General features: G+C 71.1%; 16 protein-coding genes. 9 read left to right on the top strand and 7 right to left on the bottom strand.

Annotation, left to right across the window (positions count from 1 at the left end; genetic code table 11):
- Nucleotide 1: 1 nt before the first annotated feature.
- Genes FRZ03_RS23535 through FRZ03_RS23520 form a run of 4 tightly spaced genes read right to left on the bottom strand, consistent with a single transcriptional unit; the run spans nt 2 to nt 3,710 of the window.
- Complete coding sequence (locus tag FRZ03_RS23535; protein ID WP_146467136.1) at nt 2-319, bottom strand: non-heme iron oxygenase ferredoxin subunit; 318 nt, start codon at nt 317-319, stop codon at nt 2-4.
- On the bottom strand, nt 316-1,500 hold the full coding sequence (gene sufD / locus FRZ03_RS23530; RefSeq protein ID WP_146467135.1) for a Fe-S cluster assembly protein SufD: 1,185 nt from the start codon (nt 1,498-1,500) through the stop codon (nt 316-318). The genes FRZ03_RS23535 and sufD overlap by 4 nt, the downstream gene beginning before the upstream one ends.
- Nucleotides 1,501-1,557: 57 nt before the next feature.
- A complete protein-coding gene (gene sufB, locus FRZ03_RS23525; RefSeq protein ID WP_070025403.1) occupies nt 1,558-2,979 on the bottom strand; it encodes a Fe-S cluster assembly protein SufB in 1,422 nt (473 codons plus the stop codon).
- Nucleotides 2,976-3,710, bottom strand: coding sequence for a helix-turn-helix transcriptional regulator (locus FRZ03_RS23520; protein WP_146467134.1), 735 nt, complete (start codon nt 3,708-3,710; stop codon nt 2,976-2,978). Before FRZ03_RS23520 ends, sufB begins: the two co-directional genes overlap by 4 nt.
- A gap of 182 nt (nt 3,711-3,892) precedes the next feature.
- Between FRZ03_RS23520 and FRZ03_RS23515 the strand changes: the two genes are divergently transcribed.
- The 4 genes from FRZ03_RS23515 to FRZ03_RS23500 are packed head-to-tail and all read left to right on the top strand — an operon-like array spanning nt 3,893 to nt 7,542.
- Entirely contained in the window at nt 3,893-4,693 is an 801-nt protein-coding gene (locus FRZ03_RS23515; RefSeq protein ID WP_146467133.1) for an AAC(3) family N-acetyltransferase, read from the top strand.
- Between the two features lie 31 nt (nt 4,694-4,724).
- Entirely contained in the window at nt 4,725-5,702 is a 978-nt protein-coding gene (locus tag FRZ03_RS23510; RefSeq protein WP_261399314.1) for an ABC transporter ATP-binding protein, read from the top strand.
- Nucleotides 5,699-6,472 (top strand): ABC transporter permease, encoded by a 774-nt coding sequence (locus tag FRZ03_RS23505; protein ID WP_146467132.1) that lies wholly within the window; start codon nt 5,699-5,701, stop codon nt 6,470-6,472. Before FRZ03_RS23510 ends, FRZ03_RS23505 begins: the two co-directional genes overlap by 4 nt.
- Nucleotides 6,473-6,531: 59 nt before the next feature.
- Complete coding sequence (locus FRZ03_RS23500) at nt 6,532-7,542, top strand: COX15/CtaA family protein (RefSeq protein ID WP_146467131.1); 1,011 nt, start codon at nt 6,532-6,534, stop codon at nt 7,540-7,542.
- Between the two features lies 1 nt (nt 7,543).
- On the opposite strand, the gene FRZ03_RS23495 is transcribed toward FRZ03_RS23500, so the two are convergent.
- The 3 genes from FRZ03_RS23495 to FRZ03_RS23485 all read right to left on the bottom strand — a co-directional run bounded on the left by FRZ03_RS23495 (nt 7,544) and on the right by FRZ03_RS23485 (nt 9,736).
- Entirely contained in the window at nt 7,544-8,281 is a 738-nt protein-coding gene (locus FRZ03_RS23495) for a nucleotidyltransferase domain-containing protein (RefSeq protein WP_146467130.1), read from the bottom strand.
- An 86-nt stretch (nt 8,282-8,367) separates the two neighbouring features.
- Complete coding sequence (locus FRZ03_RS23490; protein WP_146467129.1) at nt 8,368-8,688, bottom strand: hypothetical protein; 321 nt, start codon at nt 8,686-8,688, stop codon at nt 8,368-8,370.
- A 91-nt stretch (nt 8,689-8,779) separates the two neighbouring features.
- The gene (locus tag FRZ03_RS23485) at nt 8,780-9,736 is read right to left on the bottom strand and encodes a heme o synthase (protein ID WP_186785575.1); all 957 of its coding nucleotides are present in this window, start codon (nt 9,734-9,736) and stop codon (nt 8,780-8,782) included.
- 426 nt (nt 9,737-10,162) lie between these two features.
- Here FRZ03_RS23485 and tkt point away from each other — a divergent pair, with 426 nt between their 5' ends.
- Genes tkt through pgl form a run of 5 tightly spaced genes read left to right on the top strand, consistent with a single transcriptional unit; the run spans nt 10,163 to nt 16,923 of the window.
- A complete protein-coding gene (gene tkt, locus FRZ03_RS23475; RefSeq protein WP_146467127.1) occupies nt 10,163-12,265 on the top strand; it encodes a transketolase in 2,103 nt (700 codons plus the stop codon).
- Nucleotides 12,266-12,298: 33 nt separating this feature from the next.
- Complete coding sequence (gene tal / locus FRZ03_RS23470) at nt 12,299-13,417, top strand: transaldolase (protein WP_146467126.1); 1,119 nt, start codon at nt 12,299-12,301, stop codon at nt 13,415-13,417.
- A 1-nt stretch (nt 13,418) separates the two neighbouring features.
- Entirely contained in the window at nt 13,419-14,957 is a 1,539-nt protein-coding gene (gene zwf / locus FRZ03_RS23465; protein WP_146467125.1) for a glucose-6-phosphate dehydrogenase, read from the top strand.
- Nucleotides 14,954-16,144, top strand: a complete 1,191-nt coding sequence (gene opcA, locus FRZ03_RS23460) for a glucose-6-phosphate dehydrogenase assembly protein OpcA (RefSeq protein ID WP_146467124.1) — start codon at nt 14,954-14,956, stop codon at nt 16,142-16,144. Before zwf ends, opcA begins: the two co-directional genes overlap by 4 nt.
- Nucleotides 16,141-16,923 (top strand): 6-phosphogluconolactonase, encoded by a 783-nt coding sequence (pgl, locus tag FRZ03_RS23455; RefSeq protein WP_146467123.1) that lies wholly within the window; start codon nt 16,141-16,143, stop codon nt 16,921-16,923. The genes opcA and pgl overlap by 4 nt, the downstream gene beginning before the upstream one ends.
- Nucleotides 16,924-16,942: the final 19 nt, after the last annotated feature.

The following is a 16,942-nucleotide window of genomic DNA, read 5'->3' as shown; positions in this document are numbered from 1 at the left end:
CTCAGGACTCCTGGGTGAGGGAGACGAGAACGTCGTCCCCTTCGATCTTTACGGGGTATACGGGGACGGGGCGCGTCGCGGGCAGCCCGGACGGCTTGCCGGTGCGCAGGTCGAAGGCGGAGCCGTGCAGCCAGCACTCGATCTGGCAGTCCTCCACCTCGCCCTCGGAGAGCGAGACGTTCGCGTGGGAGCAGATGTCGTAGATCGCGAACACCTCCCCCTCGGTCAGGACGACCGAGACCGGCGTGCCGTCGAGTTCCACCCGCTTGGGGGTGCCCTCCGACAGCTCGCTCAGTCCGCAGGCGCGTTGGAAGCTCATGCGACCGAGGCCTCCAGCTCCTGCTCGATCTTGGCGAGCAGTCGCTCCTCGATGTCGGTGACACCGATCTGCTGGACCAGCTCGGCGAAGAAGCCGCGGACCACCAGACGGCGGGCCTCGTGCTCCGGGATGCCGCGGGCCATCAGGTAGAAGAGCTGCTCGTCGTCGAAACGGCCGGTCGCGGAGGCGTGGCCGGCGCCGACGATCTCACCGGTCTCGATCTCCAGGTTCGGCACCGAGTCGACGCGGGCGCCGTCGGTGAGGACCAGGTTGCGGTTCATCTCGTAGGTGTCGGTGCCCTCGGCCTTGGCCTCGATGAGCACGTCGCCGATCCAGACCGCGTGCGCCTCGTCGCCCTGGAGCGCGCCCTTGTAGACGACGTTCGACTTGCAGTGCGGGGCGTTGTGGGTGACCAGGAGGCGGTGCTCCTGGTGCTGGCCCGCGTCGGTGAAGTACAGGCCGTACAGCTCGGCCTCGCCGCCGGGGCCCGCGTAGGTGACGCGCGGGTGCAGGCGGACGACGTCGCCGCCGAAGGTGACGACGACCGACTTGAAGGAGGCGTCCCGGCCGACCAGCGCGTTGTGCTGGGCGATGTGGACGGCCTTGTCGTCCCAGTCCTGGACGGAGACGACGGTGAGCTTGGCGCCGTCGCCGAGCAGGTAGTCGACGTTGGCGGCGAGCACCGCGTCACCGGTGTGGTCGATGACGACCACGGCCTCGGCGAAGGCGCCCAGCTCGATCACCTGGTGGCCGAAGGCGGTGCCGCCCTGGCCGTGCACGGCGATGCGGATCGGCTCGGTGAGGACGGTCTCCTTGGGGACGGTCACGACCGAGGCCTGCTCGAAGGCGGAGTACGCCTGCGCGGCGACCCGGTCCACCGGGGTGCCCGCCCTGCGCAGCCGCGCGTCGTCGCGGCCGACGTGCTCGACGACGACGCCGTCGGGCGCCTGGACGTCGACCTTCACGCCGTCACCGGTGGCGACGGCGGTGCCGTCGTGCAGTCCGCGCAGGCGCTCCAGCGGGGTGAACCGCCATTCCTCCTCGCGGCCGTGCGGGACGGGGAAGTCCGCCACGTCGAAGGAGGGGGGCGCGCTCATGCGCGAGACGACGGTCGACTCCGCGGCGACCGCAATCGAGCCCGCGGTGGTCGACCCCACGGGGATGTTCTGGGCCTCAGCCATGGCTGTCGTATTGCTCGCTTTCTCAGGTCAGTGGCGTGATGGGGAAGGCGGCGGTGATCAACCGACCGCGCCCTCCATCTGCAGCTCGATCAGCCGGTTGAGTTCCAGCGCGTACTCCATGGGCAGCTCCTTGGCGATCGGCTCGACGAAGCCGCGCACGATCATCGCCATCGCCTCGTCCTCGGACAGACCGCGGCTCATCAGGTAGAAGAGCTGGTCCTCGGAGACCTTGGAGACGGTGGCCTCGTGGCCCATGGACACGTCGTCCTCGCGGACGTCCACGTACGGGTAGGTGTCCGAACGGGAGATGGTGTCGACCAGCAGCGCGTCGCACAGCACGTTCGACTTGGAGCCGGCGGCGCCCTCGCCGATCTCGATCAGACCGCGGTAGGACGTACGGCCGCCACCGCGGGCCACCGACTTGGAGACGATGTTCGACGAGGTGTTCGGCGCCATGTGGACCATCTTGGCGCCGGCGTCCTGGTGCTGGCCCTCGCCCGCGAAGGCGATGGACAGGGTCTCGCCCTTGGCGTGCTCGCCCATCAGGTAGACGGCCGGGTACTTCATCGTCACCTTGGAGCCGATGTTGCCGTCGATCCACTCCATGGTCGCGCCCTCGTACGCCACGGCGCGCTTGGTGACCAGGTTGTAGACGTTGTTCGACCAGTTCTGGATGGTCGTGTAGCGGCAGCGGGCGTTCTTCTTGACGATGATCTCGACCACGGCGCTGTGCAGCGAGTCCGACTTGTAGATCGGCGCGGTGCAGCCCTCGACGTAGTGCACGTAGGCACCCTCGTCGACGATGATCAGAGTCCGCTCGAACTGGCCCATGTTCTCCGTGTTGATACGGAAATAGGCCTGGAGCGGGATCTCCACGTGCACGCCCTTAGGCACGTAGATGAAGGAGCCGCCGGACCACACGGCGGTGTTCAGCGCGGCGAACTTGTTGTCACCGGCCGGGATGACGGTGCCGAAGTACTCCTTGAAGAGCTCCGGGTGCTCCTTCAGGGCCGTGTCGGTGTCCAGGAAGATGACGCCCTGCTGCTCCAGGTCCTCGCGGATCTGGTGGTAGACGACCTCCGACTCGTACTGGGCGGCGACGCCGGCGACCAGGCGCTGCTTCTCGGCCTCGGGGATGCCCAGCTTGTCGTAGGTGTTCTTGATGTCCTCGGGCAGGTCCTCCCAGGACTCCGCCTGCTTCTCCGTGGAGCGCACGAAGTACTTGATGTTGTCGAAGTCGATGCCCGACAGATCCGAGCCCCAGTTCGGCATGGGCTTCTTCTCGAAGAGCTTCAGGCCCTTCAGGCGCAGCTTGGTCATCCACTCCGGCTCCGACTTCTTGCCGGAGATGTCGCGGACGACGTCCTCGTTCAGGCCGCGCCGGGCGGAGGCACCGGCCACGTCGGAGTCGGCCCAGCCGTATTCGTACTTGCCCAGGCCCTCCAGCTCAGGGTGGGCAGTCTCCGTGGGGAGAGTCATGCGGGGTTCCTCCCGGCCGTGCTTGCAGGTGCGTCAGTGGAAATCTTGGGAATGAACGTCGTGCAGACGCCGTCGCCGTGCGCGATGGTCGCCAGTCGCTGGACGTGAGTACCCAGCAGCTCGGCGAAGATCTCCGTCTCCGCCTCGCAGAGCTGCGGGTACTGCTCCGCCACATGGGCGACCGGGCAGTGGTGCTGGCACAGCTGCTCGCCGACCGGTGCGCTGCGCGCCGTAGCAGCGTACCCGTCCGCACTCAAGGCCTTGGCCAGCGCTTCCGCGCGTTTTTCGGGGGTCACCCGCTCGATCGCCTCGCGGTACGCGCGCGCCTGTGCGGCGATCCGCGCGCGGGCGAAGGCGGAGACCGCGCCAGGCCCGCCCTCGTGCTCGGCGATCCAGCGCAGCGCGTCCGCGGCCAGCTTGTCGTACGACTGGTCGAAGGCGTCGCGGCCGCAGTCGGTGAGGGCGAACACCTTGGCGGGGCGGCCGCGCGTGCGCGTGCCGTACACCCGCTGTTCGCGCGCCTCCACCACGTCGTCCGCGACCAGCGCGTCCAGGTGACGGCGGACGGCCGCCTGGGTGAGTCCCAGCCGGCCCGCGAGTTCGGCGACGGTCGACGGGCCGTGGTCCAGGATGGACCGCGCGACCCGGTTGCGCGTGGAGCGCTCCCCGGTCGCGAACTCCTCCTGGGGGGTCCCCGTGAGGGCCTCCCGAGCCTCGCCGACGTTTTTCACAACGCCATTGTTGCGTAATTCCTCGGGGCCTGACAAGCGACGTCCGGATCACCGCCCGGTGCCCTGCATCACTTAGGCATACCTAATCTGACCTGCGGAAACGATCACCGATCGATCATCCGGGACGGTCGCGCGGGAAATCCCGTGGCGCCGCGCGCCCCCGTGCGCGAGACTCCCCGGCCATGGCCATACCCCCTCCGACCGGCCCTCTTGTCACCCGGGACGACATCGCCGACGGGCTGCGCCGGCTCGGCGTCACGCGCGGCGAGACGCTGCTCGCGCATTCCTCGCTGAGTTCCCTCGGCTGGGTCAACGGCGGTGCCGTGGCCGTCGTCCAGGGGCTCCTCGACGCCCTCGGACCCACCGGCACGCTGGTCGTCCCGGCCCACACCGCCGACCTCTCCGACCCCGCCGACTGGGCGAACCCGCCGGTGCCCGAGAAGTGGTGGGAGCGCATCCGGGCCACCATGCCCGCGTACGATCCGCTGCTCACGCCCACGCGCGGGGTCGGCGTCATTCCCGAGACCGTGCGGACCTGGCCCGGCGCCCTGCGCAGCGCGCACCCGCAGACCTCCTTCGCGGCTCTCGGACCCCGCGCCCGGGAGATCACCGAGGGACACGCCACGGACTGCCGGCTGGGCGAGCGCAGCCCGCTGGCCCGGCTGGAGCGACTGGGCGCCCGGGTGCTGCTGCTCGGCGCCGGATACGACTCCTGCACCAGCTTCCACCTGGCCGAATACCGCGTACCCGCACCGCTCGTCCCGGTCGGCCGGCCCACGCCCGGCGGCTGGCGGAGCGTGCCGGAGGTGTCGATCACCTCCGAGGGGTTCGAGGAGCTGGGGCGCGACTTCGAGCGGGAGCGGCCCGTCGCGCGCGGCACGGTGGGCGCCGCCGACGCCCGGCTGTTCCCGGTCGCGGACGCGGTGGCCTACGCCGAGCGCTGGCTGGCGTCGCACCGGGACTTCCCCGACCCGGCCACCTGATCGGCGGGCGGTCTCCCTAGACTCTGGACCCATGCGAAGTGAGCCCGCCCGCCCGTCTCCCGGCCCCCACCCCTCGGGGAGGCGCTTCGCGTCGCACCCGGTCATCGAGGTCCGGGACCTGGTGAAGCGGTACGGCGACAAGACCGCGGTCAACGGCCTCGACCTGGTGGCCCGGGCGGGCGTGACCGCCGTCCTCGGCCCCAACGGCGCCGGCAAGACGACGACGGTCGAGACCTGCGAGGGGTACCGGAAGCCGGATTCCGGCACGGTGCGCGTCCTCGGCCTCGACCCGGTGCGCCAGGCGGCCGAGCTGCGGCCCAGGATCGGTGTGATGCTCCAGTCCGGCGGCGTCTACTCCGGCGCCCGCGCGGACGAGATGCTCCGCCACATCGCCAAGCTGCACGCCCACCCCCTGGACGTGGACGCCCTGATCGAACGGCTCGGGCTCGGCGCGTGCGGCCGTACCTCCTACCGCCGGCTCTCCGGCGGCCAGCAGCAGCGCCTCGCGCTCGCCATGGCCGTCGTCGGCCGCCCGGAGCTGGTGTTCCTGGACGAGCCCACCGCGGGCCTCGACCCGCAGGCCCGCCGGGCCACCTGGGACCTGGTGAAGGACTTGCGCGCCGACGGCGTCTCGGTGATCCTCACCACCCACCACATGGACGAGGCCGAGCAGCTCGCCGACGACGTCGCGATCGTCGACGGCGGCAAGGTCATCGCCCAGGGCTCCCCGGAGGAGCTGTGCAAGGGCGGCGCGGAGAACACCCTGCGCTTCACCGGCCGCCCCGGCCTCGACGTCGGCTCCCTGCTCAAGGCGCTCCCGGACGGCTGCACGGCCGCCGAGCTGACCCCGGGCGCCTACCGCGTCGTCGGCAAGGTCGACCCGCAGCTGCTGGCCACCGTGACCTCATGGTGCGCCCAGCACGGGGTGATGCCGGACCGCATCTCGGTCGAACGGCACACCCTGGAAGACGTTTTCCTCGAGCTCACGGGCAAGGAGCTGCGTTCATGACCACCGCGCCGGGTACGTACGCGCCCGCACCGGGGGCCGCGCCCCTGCCCCGCATGATCGCGGCGCAGGCGGCCCTGGAGACGAAGATGCTGCTGCGCAACGGCGAGCAGCTGCTGCTGACGGTGGTCATCCCGACCCTGCTGCTGGTGCTCTTCAGCTCCGTGGACATCGTGGACACCGGCAAGGGCAAGGCCGTCGACTTCCTCGCACCGGGCGTCCTCGCCCTCGCCGTGATGTCGACCGCGTTCACCGGGCAGGCCATCGCCACCGGCTTCGAGCGCCGCTACGGCGTGCTCAAGCGGCTCGCCGCCTCGCCGCTGCCCCGCTGGGCCCTGATGACCGCCAAGACGGCGTCGGTGCTGGTCACCGAGGTGCTCCAGGTGATCCTGCTGACGGTGATCGCCCTCGCCCTCGGCTGGTCCCCGCACGGCGACCCGGCCGCCGTGCTCCTGCTGCTGGTCCTCGGCACCGCCGCCTTCTCCGGGCTCGGCCTGCTGATGGCGGGCACCCTGAAGGCGGAGGCCACGCTGGCCGCGGCCAACCTGGTGTTCCTGCTGCTGCTCGTCGGCGGCGGCGTCATCGTGCCGCTGGACAAGTTCGGCTCCGCCGGACAGCACGTGCTCGGCCTGCTGCCCATCTCCGCCCTCTCCGACGGCCTGCGGGACGTGCTCCGGAACGGCGCCGGGATGCCCTGGGGCGACCTGGGGATCCTCGCGGTGTGGGCGGTCGTGGGGCTGGCGGCGGCCGGGAGGTTCTTCCGCTGGGAGTGAGTGGCGACACGGCGCCGGGACGGGCCCCTCGTGAAAGCGTGCACAAGCGGGCGCCTACCATGGTGGGCGTGCCAAAGCTGACCCGCGCCGATGCCGTTGCGGCCCTGCGCAATCCGCTCGCCTTCATCGCCGACCGCTGGACCCCGGAGCCCCGGACCGTGCGGCGGGCGACCTTCGCCGCGCTCGTGATGTCGGTGGTGATCGTCGTCACCGGCGGTGCCGTCCGGCTGACCGGTTCGGGCCTCGGCTGCCCGACCTGGCCCGAGTGCACCGACGGCTCGCTGACGCCGACGCAGGCGCTGACCTACCACAGCGCCATCGAGTTCGGCAATCGCATGCTGACCTACGTGCTGTGCGCCGCGGTCGGCTGGGCGATCGTCGCCGCCCGTTCCGAGAAGCCCCGCCGGCGCGGCCTGACCCGGCTCGGCTGGGCCCAGTTCTGGCTGGTGATGGGCAACGCGGTGCTCGGCGGCATTGTGGTGCTGGTCGGCCTCAACCCGTACACCGTGGCGGCGCACTTCCTCCTGGCGACCGCGCTGACCACGGTCGCGGTGGTGATGTGGCAGCGCACCCGCGAGGGCGACGCCGCGCCCCGGCCGCTGGTCGGCAAGGCCGTGGTGCAGCTGGTGTGGTTCCTGGTGACCGCGTCCGTGCTGCTCCTCGCGGTGGGCACGGTGGTCACCGGCGCGGGGCCGCACGCGGGCGACTCCAGCGATGTCAAGCGCATCCCGATCGACTGGGAGACCGTGGCCAAGCTGCACGCGGTGCTCGCCTGGATCGTGGTGACGCTGACGTTCGCCCTGTGGTTCATCCTCAAGGCCGTCGACGCCCCCCGCGGACCGCTGGCCCGCACCCGCGAGCTGTTCCTGATCCTGCTGGCCCAGGGCGTCATCGGTTACGTCCAGTACTTCACGCACCTGCCCGAGCTGCTGGTCGGCCTGCACATGCTCGGCTCCTGCCTGGTGTGGATCGGCGTCCTGCGGGTCCTGCTGTCGCTGCGCGAACGCCCGGAGGCCGAAGTGGGCCTGCCCGGCCCCGCGGCCGAGCTCACGGTTCCCACGAGCGCCTGACTCACCCGTAGGCGGTGACCAGCGCGTCGATCGCCGGGCCCAGGCAGGCCCGGGTCAGCTCCGCACGGCGGTCGAGCCAGGCGCCGTCCGCCGGGGCGGGGTCCGCGTACCGCCGGCGGGCGATGTCCTCGACCACCTCGGCCGGCGCGCCCAGCGCCGGCAGCTCCGCCAGGGCCTCCCGCTTGGTGATCAGCCGCCCCTCGCGCAGCGTCACGGTGGCCCTGGCGAAGGTCAGCAGCCCGAGGTCCACCCAGACGTCCTGCCGCCACAGCCGGGCCTTGCCGACGGCCGGGCGCCAGAAGTCCCGCTGGTCCCGCACGACGAACGCACGCAGCTCCCGCTCCGGCACCGGCGGCAACAGGCCGCCCGGCGGCTCCCCGTGCAGCACCCGGCCGAAGGCGTGCAGCTCGCGCCGGGTGACGGGGGTGACCGGGCGCCACAGCGGATGCCCGTGCGCCCAGGTGAGATGCGCCCGGCCCGGGTCCGCGAGGGTGGCCGGGGCGAGATAGCTGCAGTGCAGCTTGGCGGCGAGCGGTGCCTCGCGCAGCCGCCGGTGCAGCGCCACGACACGCCGTACGGCCGTGGGGCCGGGGCGTCCCGGCAGCACCGCGATCAGATCGAGGTCGCTGCGCCCTTCCCGGTAGTCACCCCCGGCCAGCGAGCCGTGCGCCCAGACGGCGCGGGGGCGCAACGGGGCGAGCGCGTCCAGGAAACGTCCGAGCAGGGCTTCCGTCTGCATGCCGACAGCCTGGCGCACCGACGGCGCGCGGGGAACCGTACGGACGGCCGCGGCGCTCGGGCATCCGGCGCCGGGCGACCGCCGGATCAGCCCCCGACCTGGATGCCCGCCATCCGCTTCCACTCGTACGGACCCGTCTTCACCTTCGCCGCGAACTCCCCGTCGAAGGACTCGTGCACGGTGATCCCGGCCTTCGCCACCGCCTGCTCGGCGATGGCGTACGTGGGCGCCACCACGTCTCCCCAGCCGCCGTCCGCGCCGACGAGCACGATCCGCGCGCCGCGCTGACCGATGTAGGCCACCTGTCCCTCCGCGCCGCCGTGGGCCTTGGAGAAGGCGCTGATCCTCTGGGCGAGCCGGGCCGCCGTGCGCTCGGCCTTCGCGTCAACCTGCTGCGTGTCTGCCATGGCCAGGATGCTACCGACGAGTAGATGAAACGGCGACGGGAGGGGTGCGTGGCCTTGACCACGCGCCCCTCCCGCCCGGGAAGAAGGTGCGTCAGCGCAGGAACGGGTCCACCGCGACGGCGACGAAGAGGATCGACACATAGGTGATCGACCAGTGGAACAGGCGCATCTCCTTGAGCTTGGCGCCGGTGACCTCGGCCTTCGCCCGGTTCTGCAGCCCGTGCGCCTCCCACAGCCAGAAGCCGCCGGCGGCGAGGGCGACCACCGTGTAGAACCAGCCGGTGTAACCCAGGGGGGTGAGCAGCAGCGAGACGACGACCATCACCCAGCTGTAGATGACGATCTGCCGGGCGACGACCTTGTTGGAGGCGATCACGGGCAGCATCGGCACGCCCGCGCGCGCGTAGTCGTCCTTGACCTTCATGGACAGCGGCCAGTAGTGCGGCGGCGTCCAGAAGAACATCACCAGGAAGAGGATGATCGGCGCCCAGGACATCGAGTTCGTGACCGAGGACCAGCCGATCAGCACCGGCAGGCAGCCCGCGATGCCGCCCCACACGATGTTCTGCGCGGTGCGCCGCTTGAGGATCATCGTGTAGACGACGACGTAGAAGAGCAGCGCGCCGAGCGACAGCCAGGCGCTGAGCCAGTTGACCGTCAGCCCGAACAGCAGCGTGGAGACGACCCCGAGACCGATGCCGAAGGCCAGGCACTCGCGCGGGCTGACCATGCCGGTCACCAGCGGCCGCTGCGAGGTGCGGTCCATCAGGGCGTCGATGTCGCGGTCGATGTACATGTTCAGCGCGTTGGCGCCGCCCGCGGAGAGATAGCCGCCGAGGCAGGTGAGCAGCACCAGCTTCAGGGACGGCACGCCCTGCTGGGCCAGGAACATCACCGGCACCGTGGTGATGAGCAGCAGCTCGATGATCCGCGGCTTGGTCAGCGCCACGAACGCCTTGGCACGGGCCCCGAACGGCCGGCGGACCGGGCTCGGGCTCGTACCACCGAGCACCGCAGCTGGACGGGATTCGACGGCCGTCACGCACACCCCTGACAGAGACATCCCAGCGAGCCTCCCCCGGATGAGTTCTTGATGGGGGCCCGCGCGTACCACGCCACTTTAGACGTTGCCCATACCCCGGCATTCGCGGGGGTGGGGTCGTGTTGGCGGACGGCCCGGGTGCCGCTTTGCGGCCCTCTTCCGCCACCCTCTCGTCAGAGGCCCCATAAGAGGGGACCCACCACTCTTTTGAGCGGTCAGATGAGCGCCTCCTTATTCATGTGCCGAATGCCGTATCGGCCAGTCGGGAGGCGGATCCCGTGGATGCCCGGCAGTCTGGAAACACCCGCAAAAACGCACGTCCTTACGAGGGTAGGCTCGTCAGCGGCCGGCGGGCAGAAGCACGCCGGCGGCCGGGTGGGCGCACGCCCCGAAGACCGGCGACCGACATGTGGAGAGGAGCCCTGACCCAGGGTGAGCACCAAGCCGACCACCACAGACCTTGAGTGGACCGACCTGGACCAGCGGGCCGTGGACACCGCCCGCGTCCTGGCCGCCGACGCCGTACAGAAGGTCGGCAACGGCCATCCCGGTACGGCCATGAGCCTGGCCCCGGCCGCCTACACCCTCTTCCAGAAGGTGATGCGGCACGACCCTGCCGATCCGGAGTGGGTGGGGCGCGACCGTTTCGTGCTGTCCGCCGGCCACTCGTCACTGACCCTCTACACGCAGCTCTACCTCGCCGGTTTCGGCCTGGAGCTGGAGGACCTGGAGTCCTTCCGCACCTGGGGTTCGAAGACCCCGGGCCACCCGGAATACGGACACACCAAGGGCGTGGAGACCACCACCGGCCCGCTGGGCCAGGGTGTGGCCAACGCGGTGGGCATGGCGATGGCCGCCCGCTACGAGCGCGGTCTGTTCGACCCCCAGGCGCCGCAAGGCGAGTCGCCGTTCGACCACTTCATCTACTGCATCGCCGGTGACGGCTGCCTCCAGGAGGGCATCTCCGCCGAGGCGTCCTCGCTGGCCGGGCACCAGAAGCTGGGCAACCTGATCCTGCTGTGGGACGACAACCACATCTCGATCGAGGGCGACACGGAGACCGCCGTCTCCGAGGACACCGTCAAGCGGTACGAGGCCTACGGCTGGCACGTGCAGCGCGTGGAGCCCAAGGCGGACGGCGACCTGGACCCGGCGGCGATCTACGCCGCGATCCAGGAGGCCAAGGCGGTCACCGACCGGCCCTCCTTCATCGCGATGCGCTCGATCATCGCCTGGCCGGCCCCGAACGCCCAGAACACCGAGGCCGCGCACGGCTCGGCGCTGGGCGACGACGAGGTCGCGGCCACCAAGCGCGTCCTCGGCTTCGACCCGGAGCGGTCCTTCGCCGTCGAGGACGAGGTGATCGGCCACACCCGCAAGGCCCTGGAGCGCGGCGCCCGCGCGAAGGCCGAGTGGGAGAAGTCGCTCCAGGTGTGGCGGGACGAGAACCCCGAGCGCGCCGCCGAGTTCGACCGCATCGCACGGGGTGAGCTGCCCACCGGCTGGGAGGAGAAGATCCCGGTCTTCGAGCCCGGCAAGGCCCTCGCCACCCGTGCCGCCTCCGGCAAGGTCCTCCAGGCGCTCGGTCCGGTGATCCCCGAGCTGTGGGGCGGCTCCGCCGACCTCGCCGGCTCCAACAACACCACGATCGACAAGAGCAGCTCCTTCCTGCCCGAGGGCAACCCGCTGCCGGAGGCCGACCCGTACGGCCGCACGATCCACTTCGGCATCCGCGAGCACTCCATGGGCGCGGAGCTGAACGGCATCACGCTGCACGGCAACACCCGCGTCTACGGCGGTACGTTCCTCGTCTTCTCCGACTACATGCGCAACGCCGTGCGCCTGTCGGCCCTGATGCACCTGCCGGTGACGTACGTGTGGACGCACGACTCCATCGGCCTGGGCGAGGACGGCCCCACCCACCAGCCGGTCGAGCACCTGGCCTCGCTGCGCGCGATCCCGGGCCTGAACGTCGTCCGCCCGGCGGACGCCAACGAGACCGCGATCGCCTGGCGCGAGGTCCTCAAGCGCTACACCAAGGAGTTCGGCAAGGGCCAGCCGCACGGCTTCGCCCTCACCCGCCAGGGCGTGCCGACGTACGAGCCCAACGAGGACGCGGCCAAGGGCGGTTACGTCCTGTTCGAGGCCGAAGGGTCCGAAGGGCAGAACACCGAGCCCGAGGTGATCCTGATCGCCACCGGCTCCGAGGTGCACGTGGCCGTGGAGGCGCGTGAGCGGCTCCAGGCCGACGGTGTTCCCACCCGCGTCGTGTCCATGCCGTCGGTCGAGTGGTTCGAGCAGCAGGACCAGGGGTACCGGGACTCCGTGCTGCCGCCGTCCGTGAAGGCCCGGGTCGCCGTGGAGGCGGGCATCGGCCTGACGTGGCACAAGTACGTCGGGGACGCCGGCCGCATCGTCTCCCTGGAGCACTTCGGCGCGTCCGCGGACGCCAAGGTGCTCTTCAAAGAGTTCGGTTTCACCGCGGAGAACGTGGCCGCCAAGGCCCGGGAATCCATCGCCGCCGCGCAGCGCTGACGCTCATATACGACACGTAGGAGATGTAATTCCATGACAGACGCACTCAAGCGCCTCTCCGACGAAGGCGTCGCGATCTGGCTGGACGACCTGTCGCGCAAGCGGATCACGTCCGGCAACCTCGCCGAGCTGATCGACCAGCAGCACGTCGTGGGCGTCACCACCAACCCGACGATCTTCCAGAAGGCGATCTCGCAGGGCGACGGCTACGACCTCCAGGTCTCGGACCTCGCCGCCCGCAAGGTCACCGTCGAAGAGGCCATCCGCATGATCACCACGGCGGACGTCCGCGACGCCGCCGACATCCTGCGCCCGGTCTTCGACGCCACCGAGGGCCAGGACGGCCGGGTCTCCATCGAGGTCGACCCGCGCCTCGCGCACAACACCAAGGCGACCGTCGCCGAGGCCAAGCAGCTGGCCTGGCTGGTCGACCGTCCCAACACCCTGATCAAGATCCCGGCCACCCAGGCGGGTCTGCCGGCGATCACCGAGGTCATCGGCCTGGGCATCAGCGTCAACGTCACGCTGATCTTCTCGCTGGAGCGCTACCGCCTGGTCATGGACGCGTACCTCGCCGGCCTGGAGAAGGCCAAGGAGCGCGGCCTGGACCTGTCGAAGATCCGCTCGGTGGCGTCCTTCTTCGTGTCCCGGGTGGACACCGAGATCGATCGCCGCCTCGACAAGCTGGGCACCGAGGAGGCCAAGGCGCTGCGCGGCAAGGCCGGCGTCGCCAACGCGCGCCTCGCCTACCAGGCGTACGAGGAGGTCTTCTCCTCGGACCGCTGGAGCGCCCTGGAGAACGCGGGCGCACACAAGCAGCGTCCGCTGTGGGCCTCCACCGGCGTGAAGGACCCGGCGCTCAAGGACACCATGTACGTCGAGGAGCTGGTGGCGCCGAACACGGTCAACACCATGCCGGAGGCCACCCTGGAGGCCACCGACGACCACGGCGAGATCCGCGGCGACGCGGTGACCGGTACCTACGAGCAGGCCCGCGCCGACCTGGACGCGCTGGAGCGCCTCGGCATCTCGTACGACGAGGTCGTCCAGGTGCTGGAGGACGAGGGCGTCGAGAAGTTCGAGACGTCCTGGAACGACCTGCTGAAGTCCACTCAGGCGGAGCTCGAACGCCTCGCCCCCTCGGAGGACTGAGTTGTCATCCGTTTCCGGTTCCGGGGCGAACCCGCTCCGTGACCCGGCCGACCGACGGCTCCCGCGCATCGCGGGGCCGTCGGGTCTGGTCATCTTCGGGGTCACGGGCGATCTGTCGCGCAAGAAACTGATGCCCGCGGTGTACGACCTCGCCAACCGGGGTCTGCTGCCGCCGGGCTTCTCGCTGGTGGGCTTCGCCCGCCGCGAGTGGGCGAACGAGGACTTCGCCCAGGAGGTCCACGACGCCGTCAAGGCGCACGCCCGGACGCCGTTCCGGGAGGAGGTCTGGCAGCAGCTCATCCAGGGGATGCGCTTCGTGCAGGGCACCTTCGACGACGACGAGGCGTTCGAGCGGCTGCGCTCCACCATCGAGGAGCTGGACAAGGCACAGGGCACGGGCGGCAACTTCGCCTTCTACCTGTCGGTGCCGCCGCGCTCCTTCCCGGTGGTCATCCAGCAGCTGAAGAAGCACGGACTGGCCGACCAGTCCGGCGGTTCCTGGCGGCGCGCCGTCATCGAGAAGCCGTTCGGGCACGACCTGAAGTCGGCCGAGGAACTGAACAAGGTCGTGCACGAGGTGTTCGAGCCGGACCAGGTGTTCCGGATCGACCACTACCTCGGCAAGGAGACCGTCCAGAACATCCTGGCGCTGCGCTTCGCCAACACGATGTTCGAGCCGATCTGGAACCGGTCCTTCGTGGACCATGTGCAGATCACCATGGCCGAGGACATCGGCATCGGCGGCCGCGCCGGCTACTACGACGGCATCGGCGCCGCCCGTGACGTCATCCAGAACCACCTGCTCCAGCTGCTGGCACTGACCGCGATGGAGGAGCCCGCCTCCTTCGACGCGCAGGCGCTGGCCGCGGAGAAGACCAAGGTGCTCGGCGCCGTGCGGCTGCCGAAGGACCTGGGCAGGAGCACCGTGCGCGGTCAGTACGCGGCGGGCTGGCAGGGCGGCGAGAAGGTCATCGGCTACCTCGAAGAGGACGGCATCGACCCGAAGTCGAAGACCGACACCTTCGCCGCGATCAAGGTGGGCATCGACAACCGCCGCTGGGCGGGCGTCCCCTTCTACCTGCGCACCGGCAAGCGCCTGGGCCGCCGGGTGACGGAGATCGCCGTCGTCTTCCAGCGGGCCCCGCACTCCCCCTTCGACCACACGGCGACGGAGGAGCTGGGCCAGAACGCCATCGTGATCCGCGTCCAGCCGGACGAGGGCATCACGGTCCGCTTCGGCTCCAAGGTGCCCGGCACCTCCATGGAGATCCGGGACGTGTCGATGGACTTCGCCTACGGCGAGTCGTTCACCGAGTCCAGCCCGGAGGCGTACGAGCGGCTGATCCTGGACGTGCTGCTCGGCGACGCCAACCTCTTCCCGCGCACGGAGGAGGTCGAGCTGTCCTGGAAGATCCTCGACCCGATCGAGGAGTACTGGGACAAGCACGGCAGGCCCGCGCAGTACGAATCGGGCACCTGGGGCCCCGCCGAGGCGGACGAGATGCTCGCACGAGACGGACGGAGCTGGCGCCGGCCATGAAGATAGATCTGACCGACACCACCGCCGGCGAGATCAACAAGGCCCTCGTGCAGGGCCGCCGCGCCATCGGCACCCCCGCCGTCGGCATGGTCCTCACCCTCGTCATCGTCACCGACGAGGAGAACGCCTACGACGCGCTGAAGGCCGCCAACGACGCGTCGCGCGAGCACCCCTCGCGCACGCTGGTGGTCGTCAAGCGGGTCTCGCGCACCCCGCGCGACCGCACCTCCTCGCGGCTGGACGCCGAGGTGCGGGTGGGCGCGGACGCGGGCACCGGCGAGACGGTCGTCCTGCGGCTGTACGGCGAGGTCGTCGGCCACGCCGACTCGGTCGTGCTGCCGCTGCTGCTGCCGGACGCCCCGGTGGTCGTGTGGTGGCCGGTGAACGCCCCGCTGGACCCGGCCAAGGACCCGCTGGGCGCGCTCGCCCAGCGCCGGGTCACGGACACCTACGCCGCCGAGGAGCCGGTGCGCGAGCTGACGGCCCGCACCGCGGCCTACACCCCCGGCGACACCGATCTGTCCTGGACCCGGATCACGCCCTGGCGCTCGATGCTGGCGGCCGCCCTGGACCAGGTCACCTGCACGGTGCGGGCGGTCGAGGTGGAGGGCGAGGAGTTCAACCCGAGCTGCGAGCTGCTGGCGATGTGGCTCGCGGACCGGCTGGACGTGCCGGTGCGCCTGTCCCCGTCCGCGGGGCCGGGCCTCACGGCCGTCCGCATGGACACCACCTGCGGCCCGATCACCCTGGACCGGGCGGACGGCTCCCTCGCCACGCTGTCCATCGAGGGCCAGCCGGCCCGCGCGGTGGCGCTGAAGCGGCGGGACACCGCCGAGCTGATCGCGGAGGAGCTGCGCCGGCTGGACCCGGACGACACCTACGCGTCGGCGCTGCGTTACGGGGTGGACCGGCTGGAGACGGTTCCGCGGCAGGCGGCTGCCGAGGGTTCCGCGAAGTCCGAGGGCTCCGAGGATGCCGAGGGCCCCAAGGCCTCCGAGGGTCCCAAGGCCTCCGAGGGTCCCAAGACCGCTGAGGGCTCCGAGGGGGCGACCGGCGCCGAGGCCTCCGCGGAGGGGGCGGCCGTCGCCGAGCCTGAGCCCGTCGAGCAGGCGGCCAAGGCGCCCGCGAAGAAGGCGGCGGCCAGGACCGCGAAGAAGGCCCCTTCGAGGAAGGCGACGGCGAAGTGAACACCCCGCAGCTGGTCGTCCACCGCGACAAGGAACTGATGGCCCAGGCCGCCGCGGCCCGGCTGATCACGAAGATCGTGGACGCGCAGGCCTCCCGGGGCACCGCGTCCGTGGTCCTCACCGGCGGCCGCAACGGCAACGGCCTGCTGGCCGCGCTGGCGGCGGCGCCGGCCCGGGACGCCGTCGACTGGAGCCGGCTCGACCTGTGGTGGGGCGACGAGCGCTATCTGCCCGAGGGCGACCCCGAGCGCAATGTCACCCAGGCCCGCGAGGCCCTGCTGGACTCCGTCCCGCTGGACCCGGAGCGCGTGCACGCCATGCCCGCCTCCGACGGGCCGTACGGCACGGACGTCGAGGCGGCGGCCGAGGCCTACGCGGCGGAGCTGGCGAAGGCGGCCGGGCCGGAGAACCACGGCCCGGTGCCCACCTTCGACGTGCTGATGCTGGGCGTCGGCCCGGACACCCATGTGGCCTCGCTCTTCCCCGAGCTGCCGGCCGTACGGGAGACCGAGCGCACGGTGGTGGGCGTGCACGGCGCGCCCAAGCCGCCGCCGACCCGGATCTCGCTCACCCTGCCCGCGATCCGCTCGGCCCGCGAGGTCTGGCTGCTCGCGGCCGGTGAGGACAAGGCGGAGGCGGCGGCCATCGCGCTGTCCGGCGCGGGCGAGATCCAGGCCCCGGCGGCGGGTGCCCGCGGCCGCAGCCGCACCCTGTGGCTGCTGGACGCGGCGGCGGCCTCCCAGCTGCCCAGGTCGCTCTATCCGCCCGCGTCGCCCTGACGCGAGACGGCCCGGAACA

The organism is Streptomyces misionensis, assembly GCF_007896895.1.
Classification (GTDB): domain Bacteria; phylum Actinomycetota; class Actinomycetes; order Streptomycetales; family Streptomycetaceae; genus Streptomyces; species Streptomyces misionensis_A.
Note: the sequence above shows the minus strand (reverse complement) of the source record. Positions and strands in the feature narration are given on the sequence as shown.

Bases quoted from the DNA above. Each gene is read 5' to 3' on its own strand.
- FRZ03_RS23535 (WP_146467136.1), bottom strand. From the start codon at position 319: ATGAGCTTCCAACGCGCCTGCGGACTGAGCGAGCTGTCGGAGGGCACC.
- sufD (WP_146467135.1), bottom strand. From the start codon at position 1,500: ATGGCTGAGGCCCAGAACATCCCCGTGGGGTCGACCACCGCGGGCTCG.
- sufB (WP_070025403.1), bottom strand. From the start codon at position 2,979: ATGACTCTCCCCACGGAGACTGCCCACCCTGAGCTGGAGGGCCTGGGC.
- FRZ03_RS23515 (WP_146467133.1), top strand. From the start codon at position 3,893: ATGGCCATACCCCCTCCGACCGGCCCTCTTGTCACCCGGGACGACATC.
- FRZ03_RS23510 (WP_261399314.1), top strand. From the start codon at position 4,725: ATGCGAAGTGAGCCCGCCCGCCCGTCTCCCGGCCCCCACCCCTCGGGG.
- FRZ03_RS23505 (WP_146467132.1), top strand. From the start codon at position 5,699: ATGACCACCGCGCCGGGTACGTACGCGCCCGCACCGGGGGCCGCGCCC.
- FRZ03_RS23500 (WP_146467131.1), top strand. From the start codon at position 6,532: ATGGTGGGCGTGCCAAAGCTGACCCGCGCCGATGCCGTTGCGGCCCTG.
- FRZ03_RS23495 (WP_146467130.1), bottom strand. From the start codon at position 8,281: ATGCAGACGGAAGCCCTGCTCGGACGTTTCCTGGACGCGCTCGCCCCG.
- FRZ03_RS23490 (WP_146467129.1), bottom strand. From the start codon at position 8,688: ATGGCAGACACGCAGCAGGTTGACGCGAAGGCCGAGCGCACGGCGGCC.
- tal (WP_146467126.1), top strand. From the start codon at position 12,299: ATGACAGACGCACTCAAGCGCCTCTCCGACGAAGGCGTCGCGATCTGG.
- opcA (WP_146467124.1), top strand. From the start codon at position 14,954: ATGAAGATAGATCTGACCGACACCACCGCCGGCGAGATCAACAAGGCC.